23 protein-coding genes are annotated in these 19723 nt (G+C 51.6%); 19 read left to right on the top strand and 4 right to left on the bottom strand.

Going from position 1 to position 19723, the window contains the following annotated elements; all coding sequences use genetic code 11:
• Positions 1-42: 42 nt before the first annotated feature.
• The 6 genes from KZ483_RS19970 to thiI all read left to right on the top strand — a co-directional run bounded on the left by KZ483_RS19970 (position 43) and on the right by thiI (position 4544).
• Complete coding sequence (locus KZ483_RS19970) at positions 43-543, top strand: YpuI family protein (protein WP_220349325.1); 501 nt, start codon at positions 43-45, stop codon at positions 541-543.
• 53 nt (positions 544-596) lie between these two features.
• Positions 597-809, top strand: a complete 213-nt coding sequence (locus KZ483_RS19965; RefSeq protein WP_220349324.1) for a DUF1540 domain-containing protein — start codon at positions 597-599, stop codon at positions 807-809.
• Complete coding sequence (locus KZ483_RS19960) at positions 806-1204, top strand: DUF4190 domain-containing protein (RefSeq protein ID WP_220349323.1); 399 nt, start codon at positions 806-808, stop codon at positions 1202-1204. The genes KZ483_RS19965 and KZ483_RS19960 overlap by 4 nt, the downstream gene beginning before the upstream one ends.
• Before the next feature lie 148 nt (positions 1205-1352).
• Entirely contained in the window at positions 1353-2054 is a 702-nt protein-coding gene (locus tag KZ483_RS19955; protein ID WP_220349322.1) for a lytic transglycosylase domain-containing protein, read from the top strand.
• A 109-nt stretch (positions 2055-2163) separates the two neighbouring features.
• A complete protein-coding gene (locus tag KZ483_RS19950) occupies positions 2164-3321 on the top strand; it encodes a cysteine desulfurase family protein (protein ID WP_220349321.1) in 1158 nt (385 codons plus the stop codon).
• A 2-nt stretch (positions 3322-3323) separates the two neighbouring features.
• Positions 3324-4544 carry a tRNA uracil 4-sulfurtransferase ThiI gene (gene thiI, locus KZ483_RS19945; RefSeq protein WP_220349320.1) on the top strand — a complete coding sequence of 407 codons (1221 nt, stop codon included), beginning with the start codon at positions 3324-3326 and terminating at the stop codon, positions 4542-4544.
• Between the two features lie 25 nt (positions 4545-4569).
• Here the strand turns inward: thiI and KZ483_RS19940 are convergent, their stop codons facing one another.
• Positions 4570-5271 (bottom strand): TerC family protein, encoded by a 702-nt coding sequence (locus KZ483_RS19940; RefSeq protein ID WP_220349319.1) that lies wholly within the window; start codon positions 5269-5271, stop codon positions 4570-4572.
• A gap of 152 nt (positions 5272-5423) precedes the next feature.
• Between KZ483_RS19940 and KZ483_RS19935 the strand changes: the two genes are divergently transcribed.
• The 7 genes from KZ483_RS19935 to KZ483_RS19905 all read left to right on the top strand — a co-directional run bounded on the left by KZ483_RS19935 (position 5424) and on the right by KZ483_RS19905 (position 11000).
• Entirely contained in the window at positions 5424-6083 is a 660-nt protein-coding gene (locus KZ483_RS19935) for a TerC family protein (protein ID WP_220349318.1), read from the top strand.
• 106 nt (positions 6084-6189) lie between these two features.
• Complete coding sequence (locus KZ483_RS19930; protein WP_220349317.1) at positions 6190-6672, top strand: hypothetical protein; 483 nt, start codon at positions 6190-6192, stop codon at positions 6670-6672.
• A 68-nt stretch (positions 6673-6740) separates the two neighbouring features.
• Complete coding sequence (gene typA, locus KZ483_RS19925) at positions 6741-8582, top strand: translational GTPase TypA (protein ID WP_220349316.1); 1842 nt, start codon at positions 6741-6743, stop codon at positions 8580-8582.
• Positions 8583-8760: 178 nt separating this feature from the next.
• Positions 8761-9075 carry a YlaH-like family protein gene (locus KZ483_RS19920; protein ID WP_220349315.1) on the top strand — a complete coding sequence of 105 codons (315 nt, stop codon included), beginning with the start codon at positions 8761-8763 and terminating at the stop codon, positions 9073-9075.
• A gap of 44 nt (positions 9076-9119) precedes the next feature.
• On the top strand, positions 9120-9398 hold the full coding sequence (locus tag KZ483_RS19915) for a hypothetical protein (RefSeq protein ID WP_220349314.1): 279 nt from the start codon (positions 9120-9122) through the stop codon (positions 9396-9398).
• Between the two features lie 11 nt (positions 9399-9409).
• Positions 9410-10471, top strand: coding sequence for an LCP family protein (locus KZ483_RS19910; RefSeq protein WP_220349313.1), 1062 nt, complete (start codon positions 9410-9412; stop codon positions 10469-10471).
• Between the two features lie 76 nt (positions 10472-10547).
• The gene (locus KZ483_RS19905) at positions 10548-11000 is read left to right on the top strand and encodes a pyridoxamine 5'-phosphate oxidase family protein (RefSeq protein WP_220349312.1); all 453 of its coding nucleotides are present in this window, start codon (positions 10548-10550) and stop codon (positions 10998-11000) included.
• 42 nt (positions 11001-11042) lie between these two features.
• Here the strand turns inward: KZ483_RS19905 and KZ483_RS19900 are convergent, their stop codons facing one another.
• Positions 11043-11588, bottom strand: a complete 546-nt coding sequence (locus tag KZ483_RS19900; protein ID WP_220349311.1) for a YhcN/YlaJ family sporulation lipoprotein — start codon at positions 11586-11588, stop codon at positions 11043-11045.
• 115 nt (positions 11589-11703) lie between these two features.
• Here KZ483_RS19900 and KZ483_RS19895 point away from each other — a divergent pair, with 115 nt between their 5' ends.
• Both KZ483_RS19895 and KZ483_RS19890 read left to right on the top strand, forming a co-directional pair.
• On the top strand, positions 11704-13035 hold the full coding sequence (locus KZ483_RS19895; protein WP_220349310.1) for a PhoH family protein: 1332 nt from the start codon (positions 11704-11706) through the stop codon (positions 13033-13035).
• A gap of 176 nt (positions 13036-13211) precedes the next feature.
• On the top strand, positions 13212-14525 hold the full coding sequence (locus KZ483_RS19890) for a sugar ABC transporter substrate-binding protein (RefSeq protein WP_220349309.1): 1314 nt from the start codon (positions 13212-13214) through the stop codon (positions 14523-14525).
• Here the strand turns inward: KZ483_RS19890 and KZ483_RS19885 are convergent.
• Entirely contained in the window at positions 14496-15584 is a 1089-nt protein-coding gene (locus KZ483_RS19885) for a coiled-coil domain-containing protein (RefSeq protein ID WP_220349308.1), read from the bottom strand. The two genes, KZ483_RS19890 and KZ483_RS19885, sit on opposite strands and share 30 nt — an antisense overlap.
• 102 nt (positions 15585-15686) lie before the next feature.
• Between KZ483_RS19885 and KZ483_RS19880 the strand changes: the two genes are divergently transcribed.
• On the top strand, positions 15687-16868 hold the full coding sequence (locus KZ483_RS19880; protein WP_220349307.1) for a class I SAM-dependent methyltransferase: 1182 nt from the start codon (positions 15687-15689) through the stop codon (positions 16866-16868).
• A gap of 150 nt (positions 16869-17018) precedes the next feature.
• On the opposite strand, the gene KZ483_RS19875 is transcribed toward KZ483_RS19880, so the two are convergent.
• Positions 17019-17255 carry a DUF2626 domain-containing protein gene (locus tag KZ483_RS19875; protein WP_220349306.1) on the bottom strand — a complete coding sequence of 79 codons (237 nt, stop codon included), beginning with the start codon at positions 17253-17255 and terminating at the stop codon, positions 17019-17021.
• A 274-nt stretch (positions 17256-17529) separates the two neighbouring features.
• Here KZ483_RS19875 and KZ483_RS19870 point away from each other — a divergent pair, with 274 nt between their 5' ends.
• The 3 genes from KZ483_RS19870 to KZ483_RS19860 all read left to right on the top strand — a co-directional run bounded on the left by KZ483_RS19870 (position 17530) and on the right by KZ483_RS19860 (position 19646).
• On the top strand, positions 17530-18177 hold the full coding sequence (locus KZ483_RS19870) for an RsfA family transcriptional regulator (protein ID WP_220349305.1): 648 nt from the start codon (positions 17530-17532) through the stop codon (positions 18175-18177).
• Between the two features lie 91 nt (positions 18178-18268).
• Complete coding sequence (locus KZ483_RS19865; protein WP_220349304.1) at positions 18269-19228, top strand: ketopantoate reductase family protein; 960 nt, start codon at positions 18269-18271, stop codon at positions 19226-19228.
• Positions 19229-19250: 22 nt separating this feature from the next.
• Positions 19251-19646, top strand: coding sequence for a DUF3397 domain-containing protein (locus KZ483_RS19860; protein ID WP_220349303.1), 396 nt, complete (start codon positions 19251-19253; stop codon positions 19644-19646).
• Positions 19647-19723 lie beyond the last annotated feature (77 nt).

Raw genomic sequence — 19723 nt, 5'->3', positions numbered from 1 at the left:
GTTTAAGTATGGTTTTGAACGACGAAAGGGGATCTACCGATTATGCCATCGACAAACGTGAAACCGCTGAGCGAGTCGACAAGGGACAAGTTAAAACATGCTATTGGGCACCTGGAGACTTTTTTAAACCAGCATGCGCTTCCACAGCTTGTAGCTGAAGACCAAGGGAATGAAGCGGAGCTTTTCTATAAAGGATTGCTGTCTGACCTTCGCCATCTGCTCGTTTTCTCGGAAGTCGCTTACGAAAAATTGGGTGTAGCGATCAGACGCCCCAATTTCGACAACGATTTCGCGGAACGCGCACTTTATGAAGCATACCATCAGTGTGTGAATGCGTTTTTCTATCCGAAAAACGAATGTTACTCCGAGGACGGCCGTTATGCCTACACCGGGCAGGACGCGATCCGATTCCGCAGAAAACCGGTCGGTGAAGCCCGCGATACGGTTCTCACGGTTTCCAAAGTGTTCGAGGAACTTCGCGATGATTTATCTTACTACGAGAGCGACTACATGACGCAGCGCCGCATGCAGGGCCAAAAATAAACAGGCATAACTCACCCCCGGTACGGGCAACTTGAATACCGGGGGTGATTTTTATGCCGAAAGGCGTAAGCTGCAGCGTCTCGAACTGCACCTATTGGGGGCAGGGCAACAATTGTCATGCCGATGAGATCATGATTGATGTCGACAGCCATGCGCATGATAATTTCAAAGCTGAGTTTGCCGAGGAGAACTATATCTCGGAGCATAAGGATGCCGCGAAGGAATCCGCCGGCACGTGCTGCCACACGTTTAAGCCGAAACAATGAGGCGCAATATGGGACACCATCAGAAGCATTCGGCGGATGATGTTTCAAAAACGCACCAATCTCTGGAACTCGACAGCCGTCCTTACAACGCAGAGATGGCTGCCGAGATCGCACCACCGACTGCTGCCGGCAGGCAAGACCGCTCGCGACGGCTGCGTAACGACGCCGTACAAGAGACCCGTTCCGCAGGTGTCGCGACAGGCTGGTCGGCTCTCGTTCTCGCTGTGATGTCCTGGTTTATATGGCCTGTGCTGCTTGGTGTGTCTGCAGCGGTCGTAGGGTACATCGCATTTCGCCAAGGGGCGAGGGTTCTTGGAATCTGGTCCATTACATTAGGCTTGATCGCTATGCTTTCGTATCTTGTGCTCATACCCGTTTATTACGCTATCACGTAGGGTACGGCACCAACCGGCGGACATAATCCTCCGCCGGTTATTTTGCAATTCTTATGGTGGGTCTATAAACATGCTGGCATATCCATTGAAAACGATGTAAAATAAGATCAAATTCTGTCATTATTATAGGGCAGATCGGAGGAAAACGATGAGCATCGACCCACGCATTATGAGAACGCTGCTCCAGCTGCAGTGGATGCCCGGTCTCAATTTGGACGGCAGCAGCCAGAACATGCTTTCAACGGGTACTGACAACGGGTCCTCATTGTTCGGCGATATGCTTCAGCAGCTTCTATCGGAATCAAGCGGGCTTCTTCAACCCGGCGGCGAAACGGAAGCCATGACAGATACGGCATCCGCAGCGCAATTATTCAAGCAGCCGCTGCCTTATTTTCCGTCAATCCAGAACACCGGTGAAGTTCCCGCGGGCGATTCCTCGTCCTATGATTCCTACATAAACGAAGCCGCTTCGAAATTCGGAATCGATCCCACATTGATCAGGGCCGTGATCCATACCGAATCTTCCTTTAATCCGAATTCCGTATCTTCGGCCGGGGCCAAAGGGCTCATGCAGTTGATGGATGCGACAGCCCGCGGACTTGGTGTGACGAACTCTTTCGATCCTAAGCAAAATATTGAGGGCGGCGCACGTTTTCTGTCCTACCTGATGCGTAAATACGAAGGCAACGAGCAGGCTGCTCTCGCCGCATACAATGCCGGTCCCGGCCGGGTCGACAGGGCGGGTATCCGGACGGATGCAGACGTCGCGGAGAAGCTTGAATCGCTGCCTTCAGAAACACGGCGGTACATTGAGAAAGTGTTAAACGCCAAGGCGATGTACGCAGTTTAAACAGGAACATTGTTTCCAAGGATGTATAGATCGCGAAGAGCTCTGTCCGTGAAGCCGCCGGGCTCTGTCGTTGATCTTTTTATTTTGCACGGGAAAGGAGAATCGGCAGATGTATTATTTCGACCATTGCGCTTCTACGCCCCCTCATGAAGAGGTCATCCGCACGATGGCCGAAGTGATGGCAAAGCATTATGCGAACCCTTCCTCGCTGCACCGGGGCGGTTTGGAGGCCCGCCAATTGCTTGATAGGGCGAGAACGGTGATCGCCGGTCTGTTCAGTACAGAGCCGCAGGAGTGGATCTTCACCTCGGGCGGAACGGAGAGCAACAATCTGGCGGTTGCCGGCGCCGCCATGGCATACGCTAACCGAGGCAGGCATCTCATAACAACCGCTATCGAACACCCCTCTGTCTTCGATACCTTCAAGAGGCTGGAGAAGGAAGGCTTCCGGGTCACGTACCTGATGCCCGATGGCGGCGGCGTCGTGTCGGCAAGCGATATAGAAGCCGCTTTGACGGGCGAAACGACCGTTGTGAGCGTCATGCATGTAAACAATGAAGTCGGCTCCATCCAACCTGTAAAAGAAATCGGGAGCCTGCTGAAGGCTCGCGGCCGCGGCCCTGTGTTTCATGTCGACGGCGTACAGAGTGTGGGTAAAGTGCCGGTTGATTTGTCGGAATGCGGCATTGATTTGTTTACCGCTTCCGCACATAAGGTGGGTGGACCAAGGGGAGTCGGACTATTATATGTACGTGAAGGCGTACAGCTAAACTCGCTGCTCTCAGGCGGCTTGCAGGAGTATGGCCTGCGGCCAGGTACGGAGAATGTTGCGGCGATCGTCTCCGCGGCCAAGGCGTTTCGCCTGGCTGCCGGGAGCCTTGCCGTCCGCAGTGAGCGAATGTATGCATTGCGAAGCATTCTGGTCGGCGCAATCAATGAAATTCCCGAATTGTCGCTTAACGGAAGCGATTTCGGCCGAACGGCTCCGCACATCGTGAATTTTTCCTACCCCGGAATGAAGCCTGAGGTGTTCGTTCATATGCTCGAGAAGCATAATATCCTCGCGTCGACCAAATCGGCATGTTCGTCCAAGGACGATAAGCCCAGCCGTGTGCTGGAAGCTATGGGTGCAGGGAGGGAACGGGCGTCAAGCGGCATTCGGATCAGCTTCGGCGATGAGCACGGAGAGGCTGAGCTTGAATATTTGTGCGGGACGCTGCGGAAGGTTGTACAGGAGTTAAAGCCTCTCGAAAGAAAGGACAAGTGAGAATGACGCCGGATATAATCTTGATTCGCTTTGGCGAGTATACGATAAAAGGCCGCAACCGCGGTCAATTCGAGAAAAGAATGGTAGAACAGGTGAGAAGGGTGCTTGCCCCGTTTCCGGGCGTCAAGATCAACCGCACTTACGGCCGGATCTATGTTACCTTAAATCATGAGCCTTACAGCCCTATTGCAGACGTCCTGAAGGACGTATTCGGCATCGGGTCTTTCAGTCCGGTCAAGCGTGTGGCGAATGAACTGGAAGTCATACTGGGCACTGCTCTGGACGTTATGAAATCGCTTGCGAGGGAGCCTGAAACGTTCAAGGTTTCCGTTCGCCGGGTAGAGAAATCGTTTCCTTACGATTCTCAGCAAATGAACCAGCTTGTCGGGGCGCATGTACTGCGGGCCATACCCGCTTTGAAGGTCAATGTAAAGGAGCCGGAGGTGGAGCTGCGCGTGGAGATCCAGCCTGAAGGCACTTATATCTTCAGCGAGGTGGTGCAGGCGGCAGGGGGCTTTCCGTTCGCTACAAACGGTAAAGCGATGCTGATGCTCTCCGGTGGGATCGACAGCCCTGTAGCCGGATATCTGTCGATGCGGAAAGGGCTTGAAATCGAAGCCGTGCACTTCCACAGCTACCCGTTTACCAGCGAGCAGGCCAAGGAAAAAGTCATCGAGCTGACCAGAAGGCTGTCACATTTCAGCGGCGCCCCGATTAGACTGCACCTGGTGCCGTTCACCGATATTCAGACGGCCCTTGCCGGATGCAATCAGGATCATTTGATCATTACGCTGATGAGACGCTCGATGCTCAGGATAACCGAGCGGATTGCCATACAATCGGGCGCCCTCGGGATCATAACCGGAGATAGTCTTGGTCAGGTCGCCAGCCAGACGCTGAGCAGTATGAATGTTATCGGCAGGACCGTAGAATTACCGCTGCTGCGGCCGCTTATTATGATGGACAAGAACGATATTATTCGCACTGCGGTGCAAATCGGAACTTATGAGACCTCAATTCTGCCTTATGAGGATTGCTGTACCCTGTTTGTGCCGAAATCACCGAGCACTAATCCGAATTTGAACGTGGTTCGGAAAGTGGAATCCTTTGTTCCGGGATTGGAGGAAATGATCCAAGCCGCCGTCTTCGCAACGGAGATACTGGAAATCTCGCCGGAACATAAGTCCGCTGCCGAAAAGGCGGGCAGCGACGATTGGTTCTAAATACAAAAAAGCAGGGAGCCCATAATCAATGGGTTTCCCTGCTTTTTTCATGTGCCATTTTGCGGCTTTTTGCAGTGTTTCTCCAAAGTCCCGCAACGACAATGACGATCACGACCAGTATCATGAATGACCATCTGAACAAGTCGCTTTTTGCAAAGAAATTTTCGATCCAGGGCTCATGAGTAATCATTTTTGCGGCGGTGTACGCGAGCACCCCGGAGCCTACATAAACGATCCATGGGAACCGTTCGATCATCTTGATAAATAAGGTGCTCCCCCAAACGACGATCGGAATGCTGATTATAAGACCGAGTATGACCAGTGTAATATTACCGTGCGCAGCGCCCGCCACGGCTATAACATTGTCCACACCCATTGCGGCGTCGGCGATAATGATTGTCCTCACCGATTGCCACAGCGTGTTGCCTGCTTTAATATCGCCGTGATTGCTCTCATCAACGAGCAGCTTGTAAGCGATCCAGAGCAGCAGTATGCCCCCTGTTAACATCAACCACGGAATGTCGAGCAAATATACCACTAGCACTGTGGCCAGCGCCCGGATACCGACCGCCCCGACGGTTCCCCATATTACTGCTTTGTTTTGTTGAATTTTCGGCAGCTTGCGGGCCGCCAATCCGATGACGATCGCATTATCTCCGGCCAGGATCAGATCGATAAATACAATCGTGACCAGTGCCGAGAAAAACTCCAGCGAAAAAAATTCCATTCCTGTCCACTCCTTCAATGCGCTGTTAATCCAAAGTATATACGTATGAGAACAAAGATGGATTCAAATATTTTTTCTGAACATAAGCTGTCCAATAGGGACATACCGTTTCTTAAGCTTATCTTTCCACAGTCGTTAGGAGGGTATGACTATTGGACAGCCTTATTATTTTTGCCGAAATTATTTTTATTAATGTTCTATTAAGCGGCGACAATGCCGTAGTCATTGCATTAGCCAGTCAACAGCTGCCGCCGGCTCAGCGGCGGAAGGCGGTTTGGTGGGGAGCTGCGGTCGCGGTGGGACTGCGCTGCTTGCTGACGATAGTAGCCATTGCGCTGCTGAAAGTCCCCTTTCTGCAGGCTGCAGGAGCGGCACTGCTGTTTCTGATCGCAGTTAAGCTTGTGACGGATGCTGCCGCGCATACCTCCGAAATGCACGATGTGCGCAGGGCCACTACGCTTGCGGGTGCGATCAGGACCATTGTCGTCGCCGACTTCGTGATGAGTCTGGATAATGTGCTTGCGATCGCGGCCGTTGCGGAAGGAGAGCCTGTTCTTATCCTGCTGGGAATTGCACTGAGCATTCCAATGATTATCTGGGGAAGCCAACTACTCGGATCGCTGCTGCGTAAATATCCGCCTCTGGTTTATTTGGGGGGAGGGCTGCTCGGCTATGCAGCCGGTGAAATGATGGCCCACGATCCCGGTATCACAGCAATAGGGCTGCACAGCTATCCGACTGTACAGCAGGCATTGCCGGTTTTATGCATCCCGCTTGTCATAATTGTGGCTTTACTTCGCCTTAAAAGATGAGCGCAACCGTTTTTTTGTTGGAATTTCACTTCATACACTGGTTTTTTGCCGCCCATTCCAGTACACTAGTAATGATAAAAAAGTGTCGAGAGAAAGGATCTTGGGCATGTCGAAAAATCAATACACCGTCGGTATTCTTTTTTTATTTGCCGGCGTTGTTATTTTACTCGGGAAGATGGGCTTGTTCGCATTTATTGGAACTAATTTTTGGCCGCTTTTCGTATTGATTCCTGGCATATTGCTGCATATGCTGTTTTTCGGCAGATTGCTTCCCGCTTATGCGCTTGTACCGGGTGCGATATTGTCGATAAGCGCTTTAATTTTTTTCTTTTGTATTGCATTCGGATGGAACAATATGCAGTACCTGTGGCCCTTTTTTATTTTCGGGGCTGCGATCGGGATGTACGAGTTTCACTTATTTGAAATGTCCCATCCGAAATTTCCGCTAACGGTCGCCATTGTACTGGCGCTGGTTGCGGCATCTTTTTTTGTCATAATGCTGTTGTGGGGCTGGGGGTTGTATGTGGTTGCCGCAGGGCTTATTGCGATCGGCGGATGGCTGGTCGCCGGGAGAAGAGCCCGCTGGTGACGAGAGCAAGACATTTTTACAGAGCAACAACAAAAAATTCAGAATAGAAAAGTGGAGTGGATACAGAAATGCTAGCAAGAGAAAATTTACGCAACATCGCGATTATTGCACACGTTGACCATGGTAAAACAACGCTCGTCGACAAATTGCTGCAGCAATCCGGAACGTTCCGGGACAACGAAGCGGTGCAGGAACGCGCTATGGATTCGAACGATTTGGAACGGGAGCGCGGCATTACGATTCTGGCAAAAAATACGGCGATCACTTACAAAGACTATCTCATTAATATTGTCGATACGCCGGGTCACGCCGACTTTGGCGGCGAAGTGGAGCGGATTATGAAAATGGTTGACGGCGTTCTGCTAGTCGTTGACGCATTCGAAGGATGTATGCCGCAAACCAAATTCGTTTTACGCAAGGCACTCGAAAGCCAGCTTACACCTATCGTAGTTCTAAACAAAATCGACCGCCCGAATGCAAGCCCTACCGAGGTGGTAGACGAAGTGCTCGATTTATTCATCGAGCTTGGAGCCAGCGATGAGCAGCTCGACTTCCCGGTCGTGTATGCATCGGCTTTAATGGGAACTTCGAGTCTCGATGTCGACAAGCAGGACGATAACATGCAGGCGCTGTATGAAACGATTATCGAGCATATACCGTCGCCTACCGAGAGCGTTGACGAATCACTTCAGTTCCTGGTTACTCTGCTCGATTATAATGAATACTTGGGCCGTATCGCCGTTGGCCGTGTAAACCGCGGTAAAATTCGTCAAGGCCAGTCCGTGGCGGTAATCAACCGGGAAGGCGTAACGAAGCAGGCCCGTATCGAGAAGCTGTTCGGTTTCCAAGGTTTGAAGCGTATAGAGGTTGAAGAAGCGGGCGCGGGAGATATCGTGGCGATTGCCGGCATCAAAGAGATCAATATCGGGGAGACCATCGCCGATCCTGCTAATCCGGAAGCACTTCCTGTGCTCAAAATCGATGAGCCGACATTGCAAATGACGTTCCTGGTTAACAACAGTCCGTTCGCCGGGCGCGAAGGTAAATGGGTAACGTCCCGTAAACTTAGGGACCGCTTGTTCAAGGAACTGGAGACGGATGTGGCGCTGCGCGTTGAAGAAACCGACAGCCCCGACGCTTTCGTAGTATCCGGACGCGGTGAGCTCCACTTGGGCATCCTAATTGAGAACATGCGCCGTGAAGGCTATGAAATGCAAGTATCCAAGCCTGAGGTTATTATCAAAGAAATCGACGGAACCAAAATGGAACCCTACGAGCGCCTTCTTATCGACGTTCCGGAAGAAAGCACCGGCGCCGTAATGGAAAGCCTTGGTACGCGTAAAGCCGAGATGGTTAACATGATCAATAACGGTACGGGACAGGTCCGCTTGGAATTTATCATTCCGGCGCGAGGTCTGATCGGCTACCGTACGAATTTCTTGACACTGACCCGCGGCTATGGAATTATGAACCACGCGTTCGACAGCTATGGTCCGCTTGCGGGACAATCGGTCGGCGGCCGTCATCAAGGCGTACTCGTCGCCAGCGAGAATGGAACTTCGACGTTTTACGGTATGCTGGGTGTGGAAGACCGTGGTCTGCTGTTCCTGGAGCCGGGAACGGAAGTTTATGAGGGAATGATCGTTGGAGAGCATAACCGCGACAGCGACATCATCGTCAACATTTGTAAGGAGAAGCAGCTGACCAACATCCGTTCTGCTACGAAGGATGAAACCGTCCGTTTGAAAACGCCGGTGCTCTTCTCGCTCGAACAGGCGCTCGAATATTTGAACGACGATGAATATTGCGAAGTAACGCCGAAGTCGATCCGTCTCCGTAAAAAAATATTGAACAAAAGCGAGCGGGAGCGTGCGGATAAACAGAGGAAGACAGCTCAAGCGGGCGTATAATATCTGACCGATCGCTGATCTCATTATGACACCAGGCAGGGTAACGGAACCGAAGTCGGTCTCATTACCCTGCCGTTTGCGTCAGTAGGCGTTCGAAGATGCGTTTACTCGCGTAAACGCCAGCTTATGCTTTCGAAGATGCGTTTACTCGTAAACGCCTGAGGAGGATATCACAAACATGCAAAACTGGTTCCACGCCCATCCCTTCGTTACGTATTTTTTGATTTTGGGCTTGACTATTTATATCTTTAACGCCGTATTCCGCGTTGGGCGCCTGCCGATTCTCAAAGAGATTCTGGTCCATCTGGTAATGGCCGCCGGATCGTGGGTTTTATGGCTGCTCCAGTACGACAAGCTGCCGATCATTCAATGCATGTCCGTCGCCGTCATCATGATGCTGATGCTTCGCGGCCGTCAATTGTACGACAAGTGGAAGACTAAAGGGAAAAGTCGTGAAACTGCGGCTGATCCGGGCGGCAAAGCTAACGGCTGACAAGGATCCCGGCTTAACCGCTCATAAACAGAGGAGGGTGCGCTATGCGTTTTGACGACGCCTTGTTCAACTGGCTGCAAATTCAGCTTGTGGCCGAAGCAAGACCGGATGACCGGGCTGCGCTTGATACCCGGGATTTCTTTATGCAAATATTGACCGAAGATCATCAAATCAAACATGTCGTGATCGATAAAATTGACGATACGATGATACACGTTCGTTACGGACGGGAAGATGGAAGAAGCAAGGTCCAGATGATTCCCCGTGAATCGGGTGAACAGCTGCTGAACGATATAAATGGAAACCCGAAATATAACTGTTAAAGGTGGTAACGATGAGCAGATCTTCTTTACCCCCAAGATCCGGTTCGCGAAGCTCAAAATCAATTAATGCATCCAAGCTTCGGAACGGATCGGGCGGACAGGACCGCCCCAAGAAGGGCGTCTACTGGTTCCGCCGGATTATGATCGTCCTCCTGCTGCTGCTCGTGGCGGCGGCGGGCTACTTATACTACGTATATAAACAAACACTTGGTGAAATTACGACAGATGCCGATCCTTCGGTAGTTGTACCGGCCGGGGAATCGGTAGCGGTAAAACCCGTAGCGTTTATGCTGCTTGGCTTCGATACGCGCAAGGAGACGGGCAGCCTGAATACCGATGTTATGATGGTGGCCGCGTTCAACCCGAAGACCAAGAAGGCGACGGTCGTATCGATTCCCAGAGACACCAGGGTTGCTCTTGACGGATACAACATAAGAAAGGCTAACGCATACTACGCCGCTTTCCTCGCCAGCGCCAAGAAAGACGGGTTGAACAAAAAAGATGCGGATCAGAAAGCCAAGCAGGACCTCAGGAAAATGTTCGGACGATTTCTCGGTATCGACATTAACTATACAGTAACGATCAATTTCCAGGGGTTTATCGATGTTGTAGATGCTCTGGGAGGTATCGATGTTGATGTTGATATGGATATGAACTATGAAGACAAAGCCGACGGAACCAGTATCCATTTGAAAAAGGGACCTCAGCACTTAAACGGGGATCAGGCGCTGGACTTCGTCAGGTACCGCAAATCTAACGACGGCACCAATATGTCCAGTGATTTCGACCGGAACAAGAGGGAAAGCCAGGTCCTCGGGGAAATTACGGACAAACTGAAATCATTTTCAGGCGTCCCGAAGATCGCCGGCGTGATTAAAGCGGTAGGCAGCAATATGCGGATGGATGTTCCGACTGCCGAAGCCCAGAACATGATCAAAACCTATTTTGGCATCAGCCGCAATGATATTACTTTCATCCCGCTTGAAGGCACGTGGAGAAGCCCTTATGTACGGCTGGATCAAGATAAGCTGCAGTCAGCCAAAGCGGCGCTTCAAGCAAATCTGGCGGATTGACGGGTGGAAGACCGGCCTTGGCTATGATATACTGGACACATCGTAGCAATCATCTAAACGCAAGGAGGCCATGCGGATGACAGAAGCCGTTACGGCACTTTCCGAAGAACTTTTCAACCAGCTGCAAAAAGAACCGTTCGTGCTTCTGCATACCATTGATGCAGAGGGCGGATCACCGACTTCCAGCGCCATCTCCTGGATCTACGCGGTAGATGGTACAACGCTCCGCTTTGCAATCGACGGCCGGTCCCGATTGGCTGCCAATATGACGGCTAATCCGGCCGTTAGTGTGACCGTATTTGCTCCGGGCAGTATTCAGACGGTATATGGCTCTGCCAGGCTTGTGACAGAAGAGCTTAATGACGTCCCTTTCAAACTGATCTGCTTCGATATCGAGATCGGCCATATCCGCGATGCCATGTTCTACGGAGCACGCTTGTCCGCGTTGCCGGAGTATGAAAAAACGTATGATAAACGAGCTGCAGACAAACTGGATGGCCAGGTGTTTGCCTCCATGAGAAAAGCCTAGTGCACGATGACTAGGCTTTTTGTGTTCTTACGAGGTTAATCTTTACAAATTCTTCTTCATTTTGGGTGCATCCTGATTGCCTTGTTCCGTTTCCCTCGTCTGCGTCTCGCGGGGCAATTGAGGTACAATTCGTCCCATGATGTCCGAGAGCTCCTCGGCAAAGCCGGAGAACGGTCGTCCACGCCCGATATCGGCCCCAATTTCCCTGATACGGTTAGTAAGGTCCATATCGGCTGTAACGATGGCATTGATACCGTAAGGATCTTTTAGGAACGCTTCCGCCACCGCATATTTAATCGTTCCCACCCGGGACCGTTCCATCCTGCCATCCACATCAATACCGACGACCGCCGTATTTCCCATAACAACACAGTGGGCTCCTCTTACACCGGGAACTCGCCGTGCCAATGACTCCAAATGCGCCGCAACTTGTTGCGGGTTGCTGATTTCTTCCTTGCGGGGCGCAGTTTGCTGAACGCGAACGCGGTTATCATTTTGCGGGGAGGGTGATGTCTCATTGCGAGCGACAGTACCGCAGCCTGTTGCGAGCAAGCAAAGGACCATAGCCGACACCAGCCACTTAAACATAATCGCCACCTGACCTTTCTTAGTCACGTTTCGTCTTTTCCAGCATAGTTTGCCCGAAGCAGGTAACGCTATGTACGCGATTCAAACGAAATTCCAACGCCAGGAGGGGTCACGCATGAAAAAAATATTCGTGCTCGATACTAATGTGCTGCTGCACGATCCACAAGCGATATTCGCTTTCGCTGACAATGAGGTCATAATTCCCGCGGTGGTGTTGGAAGAGATCGATTCGAAGAAGAGGCTTGCCGACGAACTGGGACGCAACGCCCGCTCCGTATCGAGATTGCTTGATCAGATGCGCGAGAACGGCCATTTACATGAAGGCATCCAGCTGAACAACGGGGGGCTCCTTAAAGTAGAGCTCAACCATCGCAGTTTTGTACGTGTACAGGAAATGTTCGGCGAAATGTCCAACGATAACCGCATCTTGGCCGTCGCCTTAAATTATTACATGGAGGAACAAAATAAAGAGGAGCCAAGACCGGTCGTCATTGTGAGCAAGGACGTGCTGGTCCGGATCAAGGCGGATGTGCTGGGACTTTCCGCCGAAGATTATTTGTCCGACCGTGTCGTCGCTCCCTCGGACGTGTATGCCGGCTATTTGACGATATTCGTTCATCCATCAGTAATTGACGAATTCTATACCTATCGTTTCCTGACGATTAAAAACCTGCAGCTTGGCACCAAGCTCCATCCTAATGAGTTTGTTATTCTGCGGGACGAGATGGGCACTTCCAAATCGGCACTGCTGAAAGTGACGCAGGATGGGGCGAGACTCGAGCCGCTTTACTTAAGCAACGATCCGGTATGGGGTATTACCGCCCGGAACGCGCAGCAGCGTATGGCGCTGGAGCTGCTCCTAAGCGATGATGTTCCGCTTGTAACGCTGACGGGTAAAGCCGGCACCGGCAAAACGCTGCTTGCACTGGCGGCAGGGCTTATGAAAGTCGAGGATGAGCATAAATACAAGAAGCTGCTCATTGCAAGGCCGGTAGTGCCGATGGGGAAGGATATCGGTTATTTGCCAGGCGAGAAGGAAGAAAAGCTGCGTCCGTGGATGCAGCCGATTTATGATAATCTGGAATATTTGTTCGATACGAAGAAGTCCGGGGACATTGATAAAATACTGATGGGTTTGGGCAGCATTCAGGTCGAAGCTCTAACCTATATCCGCGGCCGCTCGATACCGGCGCAGTTTATCATTATCGACGAAGCGCAAAACTTGACACGGCATGAAGTGAAGACAATTGTGTCACGCGTCGGCGAAGGCAGTAAAATCGTGCTAATGGGTGACCCGGAGCAAATCGACCATCCTTATCTGGATTCAGTTAGCAACGGTCTGACCCACATCGTGGAGCGATTCAAGCAGGAGGGCATCAGCGGCCATATGACACTCGAGAAGGGCGAACGCTCCAAGCTCGCCCAATTGGCGGCCGACCTCCTTTAGCTGCAATCCGCATCAGCCTTGAAGTCGTCGAAAAGTAAGATCGCTCTCCTCTTGCCCAGTTTTTTGGCGGAGGAGCGCGATTTTTTTGTTTCGGGCATAATGTCCGGGCATAGCGACAAAGCAGGCCTTTCTTGCTACAATGGGTAATAGGTCGAAAGGCGGAAAGGGAGGAAGAAGTGTCGCGCAGGAAATATGTATTAATGCTTATTGGCGTGTTCCTTATTTGCTCGGCGCTGCTTGTTCCGATGATCGGCAAGCCCGGTTCTTCGGCTACAACCTGGGGTGGAGTCGCTTCGGTGAAGAAGCCGCCGCTCATTGATCCAAATAATGAAGCAGCAGCTACTATCCGAATCGCCGTCTCTATGAGCGAAGCTGAATATCATTATTGGCTTGAAAGCAATGAAATGTTTGAAATGAAGCATCCCGCGGTGAAGGTCGTTATCGTAAATTTCCCGGAGAACGCCGCCTATGAAGCGTGGAAGACAGCGGCGCAAAGCGGAGAACCGTTCGACGTTATGCTTCTGTACAACAACCGTGTCGGAGAATTTGCGGTACAGGGGTACTTGCTGCCCGCTGATGAGATCTATACAGGCGATATGCTCAGCGATCAATTGGAAGCGCTAACAAATACATTGAAATGGAACGGTTCGCTTTGGGGAGTACCTGTTGACAGCAACCCTATGCTTATTGTCTGGCAAAGTGAGCTTCTGAAGAGATCGGGTCTGAATAAACCGCCGGACACTTGGGAGGACTATATAAGAGGCTATAACGCGCTGCAGAGCGCATTGCCGTCCGTTATGCCCATCAATATCCTTCTGTCTGATCCAAGGCAGATTACAGCTTGGCTGGGCGCTTTCAGCGGGCGTGGGGAGGCGGCAAAGTTACCGCCTTTAAATGCAAAGGCAAAGCAGCAAATCCGATTTCTTGCCGAGCACCGGGGGAAACTCGCCGAGCCAAACAGCCAAGAACAGACAGCCGAGGTACTTAGTAGGCTTAGAGCCGGTGAATTGATGTCCGCCGTAATGCCGTGGACGGTATACCGGTCAAATGTAGATGACAGTGTGACCATCGCGACTCCCTCAAAACTACCGCTTGCATGGCTTGGCGGCAGAAGCTTTGTACTATCGGCTCAATCAGAGCGCCTGGAACAGGCACGCTTATGGATAAGCCAGATGACTTCCGTTGACGGGCAGGTTAGGCGGTATCAAACAATCGGCACGCTGCCGGCGCGAAAATCGGCGTATGCGGGAGAGTTCGAAACCGCTGCAATCACAAGCCGTCCTCCCTACTGGGCGCTGGGTTTATTTAAAGGGCAGGCACTGGCAGCCGATCCGTATTGGACGGCGAGCTGGGACAGATGGGCCAAGCTGTGGGGGAGCGTTAAAGCGGATGCTTTCACCTCGGAAACGGCGGAAGAGCTAATTGGCCAGTGGAATGAAGAAAGCGGCGCCAAAGCGCCGCTACAGGTTGACGGAAAGCTTGACAATTAATTTCCCGTCTTCTACGGCAACTGATTTCGCCTGAAGAAACGAGACTATTTTTTGCGGATAGAAGCCGAGGTCAAATTGATCCTCAAGAGACTTTCGCGTTGTGTCGGGAAGGGCGAGTCCGTTGAAAATCAGCTCGTCGACATGGAAGATGATAGCGTTCCCCGTATCAATCTCTTCGACCGTGTAGTGCCCGGATATCTTGACGTCGAGCCCGTCGCGTTTACCTGTCACCGAGAGCACGCCATGCTCGAAAACGAAGGCGAAGTTGTCGAACAGCGGGTTCTGCCCGCGCAAAAATGCATTTAATTTGTTTTCCGGTATCGTAAGCGTATAGTTGAAACCGTCGATCTCCAGCATATCCTTGTTTTTTTGCACCCATTCAGGAAGGTTTTTCATGGCATCCGCGAGCGCGCCGAAATAACGTTTGACCTCGTACACTCCGACATTCTGCCAGAAGCTTGTAAGTTCCGATATCATCAGCCGGAGCTTGTCGGCATCCGAACGTCCGCTTAAAGAGCTGTCCACATCGTGCTGAAGCACGGTTACTCTTTCACGCTGAGCCTTTAGCTGCTCTCCCACTTGATCCAGCTGTTCTGATTCTTTTCCAAGCCGTGCGACGCCTTTTTTTAATTCATTGTATTGTTTCGAATAGCGATCGAGGGTAAGCTGGTCATTAGAGAAAATAACATCGAAATAGTCCATCATCGCAAGAAAATCGGCAAAACTGTCCGAAGAAAGTATGGCGGCAAGCAGCACGTCGCGTTCACCTGTATAATAAGCGCGGAGCACTTTGCCGGCGTCCTCGCGATGTTTATCGATCGCCGCCCGCTGCCGCTCCAGATTCTCGCGGGATTCCTTCAACTGGCGTGTGATCGTTTGCTGCTGCTGTTCGATGCGGTTAATCTCCTTGTCCAATTCCACGACAGACAAGCTTTTCTCCAGTATGCCCCGGATTTCATCATCCTCCGGCGATTGGGCGAGAACGGGGGAGACGGTCAACCAGACGGCGAGTGCGCCGGCCGCGAACGCCACAAACCGGCCGCGTTTCTTTCCTACCAAGATCGGCCCCCCTTTCTTGAGTGTTTGGCTTGCACTACTATATGCGCACAATCATTCTATTATATCTTGAACAGGCAACTTTGTCCTTTAGGGGGAATTGGATTGAAACCGTCGGAAGAGCTGACGAAACGGATTATAAACCGTATAAGGACTGAAGGCGCGGAGGGCTGGCTCAGGGCGGAACCGGATGTCATGCAAGCCGTGAGCTGTATATCGTTTCGTGATTATATGGATATGTGCCTATATGACGATGAGGGCGGCTATTATCGGTCAGGAGCGCTCCGAATCGGAAAAACGGGAGATTTCTATACGAGCTCGGCCGTTGGCTCGGTTATGGGGGATAAGCTGGCCGCCTTTATTGCCCGGGTAATTGAATCGTTCGGGGGGGATGCCGAAGTCGCGGAATGGGGAGCGGGAACCGGCAGACTGTCCCGGCACATTCTCACAGCCTGGGAGAGACTTGGGCATCCGTGGATGAACAATTTGACATATTCTCTCATCGAAGGCAATCCGGTTCACTTAGCCGAAGCCCGGAGAACAATTGGAGAAGTCGGCTGCAAGGCGCCAGTGCGGTTTATGACTCCGGAAGATGCAGAACGGTCGGATTGGAGCGGTAAACCACTCATCGTATTCGCAAATGAGCTGCTTGATGCGTTTCCCGTTCACCGGGTCGTTTGGAAGAACGGGCGTTTGTGGGAGCTTGGCGTAGCCTGCGCTGCCGACGCGGACAATGAAGCGGTATCCGGAGGGCGTCTTTTCCGGTATGCTTTCATGCCGCTAACTGATGCGCGTATTGCGCAATCGCTCAAGGCTGATGGCATAGTACTGCGGGAAGGACAGGAATTCGAAGTGAATCTTGCCGCGGAGCGGTGGATCTCCTTGGTCGGCCGGCTTGCGGCGGATGGAGCGCTCATTATTATCGACTATGGCCATGAAGCGGCTGAGCTTGCGGCGCCGCACCGGATGCGCGGCACTCTGCTTTGCTACAAGGAACATGTCGCGCATGACGATCCTTTCGTGTATGCCGGCCGGCAGGACATTACCGCGCATGTCAATTTTAGTGCATGCAGGCGCGCTGCGGAGGGTTCAGGCTGGGAGGTCGTTTACTATGATACCCAGAAGCAGTTTCTTGTTGATCAGGGAATACTGAATGATCTCACTGCGCATGATGGGTCGAATCCGTTCGGCGAAGCAGCAAAAAACAACCGCGCAATACGCCAACTGCTATTGAGTGACGCTATGAGCGAGGCGTTCAAGGTGATGGCGCTGCGCAAGAAGCGGTAAACATAAGCACAAAAAAGGCTGCTTCCGGTAGACATTGTCTACGCGTAGCAGCCTTTTGGCTATGTAAGGCTCAAGGATCGCCGTACAAAATGAAATTACTTGCTTCAGCATATAAGCAAAGTTCTGCGGAGAGAAACTTTGCTTATATAACTAAAATGGGTTACCCATTACAAATACGGTCCAATACGTGAAGCCGATAAACGAGATTACCATATAACCCCAGAACATCAGCAGGTAAGTTTTTTCGGAAAAGTTCAAATAGCCTAACAGGACAAACACGACCGTTTGGATAAAGAACAAGAGCGCCATCTCGGTCATATCGCCGGCGAACGCCATAAGAGCGATGACAAGCGTCCAAAAGCCGAGTACCCGGAACATACGTGCCATGATTTTGCATCCCCCTCTCGCAAGTACAAAGACCCCGATTTCTACTGCTCATTATAACGTTTATGGAAACGAGTTGTAAACCCGCCTCTCGTGACGAAATGGCAAACTTTTCGGCTGCTGAAAGGCGCTCTTAATAAGTTTGGTACAAATCCGGCCAAAACATGTATGAGCCCTCAGAAAAATGGATATACAATTTAGTATCCGATAGATTCTATGAACTCTACCAAGGGCATAGAGATAAAGTAAGCGCCTAATGTTGGGAGGTTTTCGTTGCATGACAGCAGTCAGACAAGATGCGTGGAGCCCGGATGACGATCTCATCTTAGCCGAGGTCACGTTGCGGCATATTCGGGAAGGCAGCACTCAGCTAGCCGCTTTCGAAGAAGTCGGAGAACGAATCGGAAGGACTTCCGCCGCATGCGGTTTTCGTTGGAACAGCTGTGTCCGCAAGCGTTATGAAGATGCGATTCAAATCGCGAAGCAGCAGCGCCAGAAACGGAACTATATGAAAAAGCAAACGTATGTCGCAGCCCCTCATGTGTCTTCTATCGCGATCATCGACACGGAAGAGCGCACGTACAAAAACGAGCCGGTTACGGAAGAGTCGTTATCCATCGATACGGTTATTCGTTTCCTTCGTCAATGGAAAGGTACTTATCAGGAGCTGACACGGCAAATCAAAACGCTTGAGCGGGATCTGCGCGACAAGGATGAAGAGCTTTTCACTCTTAGGGAGCAAAATCAAAAGCTGTCGCTGGAAGTCAATAACGCACAAACCGATTACCGTGCCGTTAATGACGATTACAAAACGCTCATTCAAATTATGGACCGTGCCCGGCGTCTCACTGTGTTAACGGAAGAAGACGAAGCGAAGCCCAGGTTCAAGATGGACGCCAACGGCAACCTGGAACGAATCGAGTAAGGGAACTAACAGAGTCGATAAAAAATCTCGCCGAATCAACAAAACGGCGGGATTTTTTGTTTTTATTCTGTTACGATGGAAACAACAATGCATGACGAAAAGGGCGATAAACGTGCGTATCATCATCATCGGAGCCGGTTCACTCGGACTAATGTATGCGGCAAGACTGGCGCGGTCGGGTGTTTCCGTCCTGCTGCTTACGCGAACGGAAGAGCAAGCGGAATCGCTTAACGTGAATGGAATCACGCTTGAGGAAGCCGGAGCTTGGTTGAGGCCTGTTCCCGTGACAGCCGTAACGCTCGAGAATTACGCCGCATCTCGCCGGGCGGAAAGCGGCGATTGGATTTGGCTTGCGGTGAAGCAGTCGCATCTGAGCGGTGATTTCATGGACAAGGTTGCCGTTATTTCTTCGCACTCGGCCGGGCTACTCTGTTTGCTGAACGGAATCGGCCATATGGAGAGGCTTGAGGCGGTCATCCCGGCCGCAGGGCTCTATGCTGCGGTTTCCACTGAAGGGGCGCTTCGCGTCGGCGATAACTCAGTGCGTTATACAGGCCGGGGTACGCTTACTCTCGGACGCTGGCCGAAGGCTGACGGATTAGAGGACGAAGCGCAAAAAATGTTGGCGCGTGCGCTGGCGGCGGCAGGAATTGATACAATTCTGTCGAATGAGATGGATAATCGTCTTTACTATAAATTGCTGATTAATGCCGTCATTAATCCCCTAACGGCCATTTACGGTGTCACGAACGGCGAATTGAGCTTGGACCCGATAAGGAAAAAACTGATGGCTGCGCTTCACGACGAGTGCGAAACGGTCCTGCTTGCCGCCGGAATGCGGCCGGACGGAGATGCGTGGGAGCGTTTGCTTTCTGTTTGCCTGCAAACGGCGGGTAACGAATCCTCCATGCTGCGTGACGTAAAGGCCGGTCGGACGACTGAAATCGAGTGGATAAACGGGGGGATTTCGGCTCTGGCGAAGCGGACGGGCATTCCTTCTCCTCTGAACGACGCCGTTTCGGCAATAGTCAAAGCGTTAACATTGAATTAATGGCGAGAGGAGCCGGGCCGTTATGCAAATGATTTGGGAGAGCATCATGCACGTCTATGCGGTGCTGGCCGTCATTCCCATTATCCCTTTCTTACTGATTTATTTTGGATACGCCGCATTGAGCGGCAACCGGAAGAAGGCATTCCGGACGGCGATGGATGTGACGACCGCTTTGCTGATCGGCTGCGTGTCCGTACTATTTAACAATGTATTCAACAGCACCTTCGGGTTTTACGGAATACTGCTCGTGCTGCTGCTCGGCGGAGGATTGATCGGCAACGTTCAGTACCGGACACGCGGCAGCATCGATGTCCCCCGAATCATGAGAGCGATTTGGCGGCTCGGCTTCTTCTTGATGGGATTGTTTTATGTCGTGCTCATGTGCATCGGAATCGGCAAAAGCTTTTTTAATGTGTAGCGGCACGCAGTCGTCTTCCTCTTCAGGGAAGGCGATTTTATTTTGACGGTCCGCATTACGTTGTGTACAATGAGGAA

This window comes from Paenibacillus sp. sptzw28, from assembly GCF_019550795.1.
Classification (GTDB): domain Bacteria; phylum Bacillota; class Bacilli; order Paenibacillales; family Paenibacillaceae; genus Paenibacillus_Z.
Note: the sequence above shows the minus strand (reverse complement) of the source record. Positions and strands in the feature narration are given on the sequence as shown.

What these genes read in the sequence shown, in the direction of transcription:
- KZ483_RS19970 (WP_220349325.1), top strand. Translation starts at nt 43, where the DNA reads ATGCCATCGACAAACGTGAAACCGCTGAGCGAGTCGACAAGGGACAAG.
- KZ483_RS19965 (WP_220349324.1), top strand. Translation starts at nt 597, where the DNA reads ATGCCGAAAGGCGTAAGCTGCAGCGTCTCGAACTGCACCTATTGGGGG.
- KZ483_RS19960 (WP_220349323.1), top strand. Translation starts at nt 806, where the DNA reads ATGAGGCGCAATATGGGACACCATCAGAAGCATTCGGCGGATGATGTT.
- KZ483_RS19955 (WP_220349322.1), top strand. Translation starts at nt 1,353, where the DNA reads ATGAGCATCGACCCACGCATTATGAGAACGCTGCTCCAGCTGCAGTGG.
- KZ483_RS19950 (WP_220349321.1), top strand. Translation starts at nt 2,164, where the DNA reads ATGTATTATTTCGACCATTGCGCTTCTACGCCCCCTCATGAAGAGGTC.
- thiI (WP_220349320.1), top strand. Translation starts at nt 3,324, where the DNA reads ATGACGCCGGATATAATCTTGATTCGCTTTGGCGAGTATACGATAAAA.
- KZ483_RS19940 (WP_220349319.1), bottom strand. Translation starts at nt 5,271, where the DNA reads ATGGAATTTTTTTCGCTGGAGTTTTTCTCGGCACTGGTCACGATTGTA.
- KZ483_RS19930 (WP_220349317.1), top strand. Translation starts at nt 6,190, where the DNA reads ATGTCGAAAAATCAATACACCGTCGGTATTCTTTTTTTATTTGCCGGC.
- typA (WP_220349316.1), top strand. Translation starts at nt 6,741, where the DNA reads ATGCTAGCAAGAGAAAATTTACGCAACATCGCGATTATTGCACACGTT.
- KZ483_RS19920 (WP_220349315.1), top strand. Translation starts at nt 8,761, where the DNA reads ATGCAAAACTGGTTCCACGCCCATCCCTTCGTTACGTATTTTTTGATT.
- KZ483_RS19915 (WP_220349314.1), top strand. Translation starts at nt 9,120, where the DNA reads ATGCGTTTTGACGACGCCTTGTTCAACTGGCTGCAAATTCAGCTTGTG.
- KZ483_RS19910 (WP_220349313.1), top strand. Translation starts at nt 9,410, where the DNA reads ATGAGCAGATCTTCTTTACCCCCAAGATCCGGTTCGCGAAGCTCAAAA.
- KZ483_RS19905 (WP_220349312.1), top strand. Translation starts at nt 10,548, where the DNA reads ATGACAGAAGCCGTTACGGCACTTTCCGAAGAACTTTTCAACCAGCTG.
- KZ483_RS19900 (WP_220349311.1), bottom strand. Translation starts at nt 11,588, where the DNA reads ATGTTTAAGTGGCTGGTGTCGGCTATGGTCCTTTGCTTGCTCGCAACA.
- KZ483_RS19895 (WP_220349310.1), top strand. Translation starts at nt 11,704, where the DNA reads ATGAAAAAAATATTCGTGCTCGATACTAATGTGCTGCTGCACGATCCA.
- KZ483_RS19875 (WP_220349306.1), bottom strand. Translation starts at nt 17,255, where the DNA reads ATGGCACGTATGTTCCGGGTACTCGGCTTTTGGACGCTTGTCATCGCT.
- KZ483_RS19870 (WP_220349305.1), top strand. Translation starts at nt 17,530, where the DNA reads ATGACAGCAGTCAGACAAGATGCGTGGAGCCCGGATGACGATCTCATC.
- KZ483_RS19865 (WP_220349304.1), top strand. Translation starts at nt 18,269, where the DNA reads ATGACGAAAAGGGCGATAAACGTGCGTATCATCATCATCGGAGCCGGT.
- KZ483_RS19860 (WP_220349303.1), top strand. Translation starts at nt 19,251, where the DNA reads ATGCAAATGATTTGGGAGAGCATCATGCACGTCTATGCGGTGCTGGCC.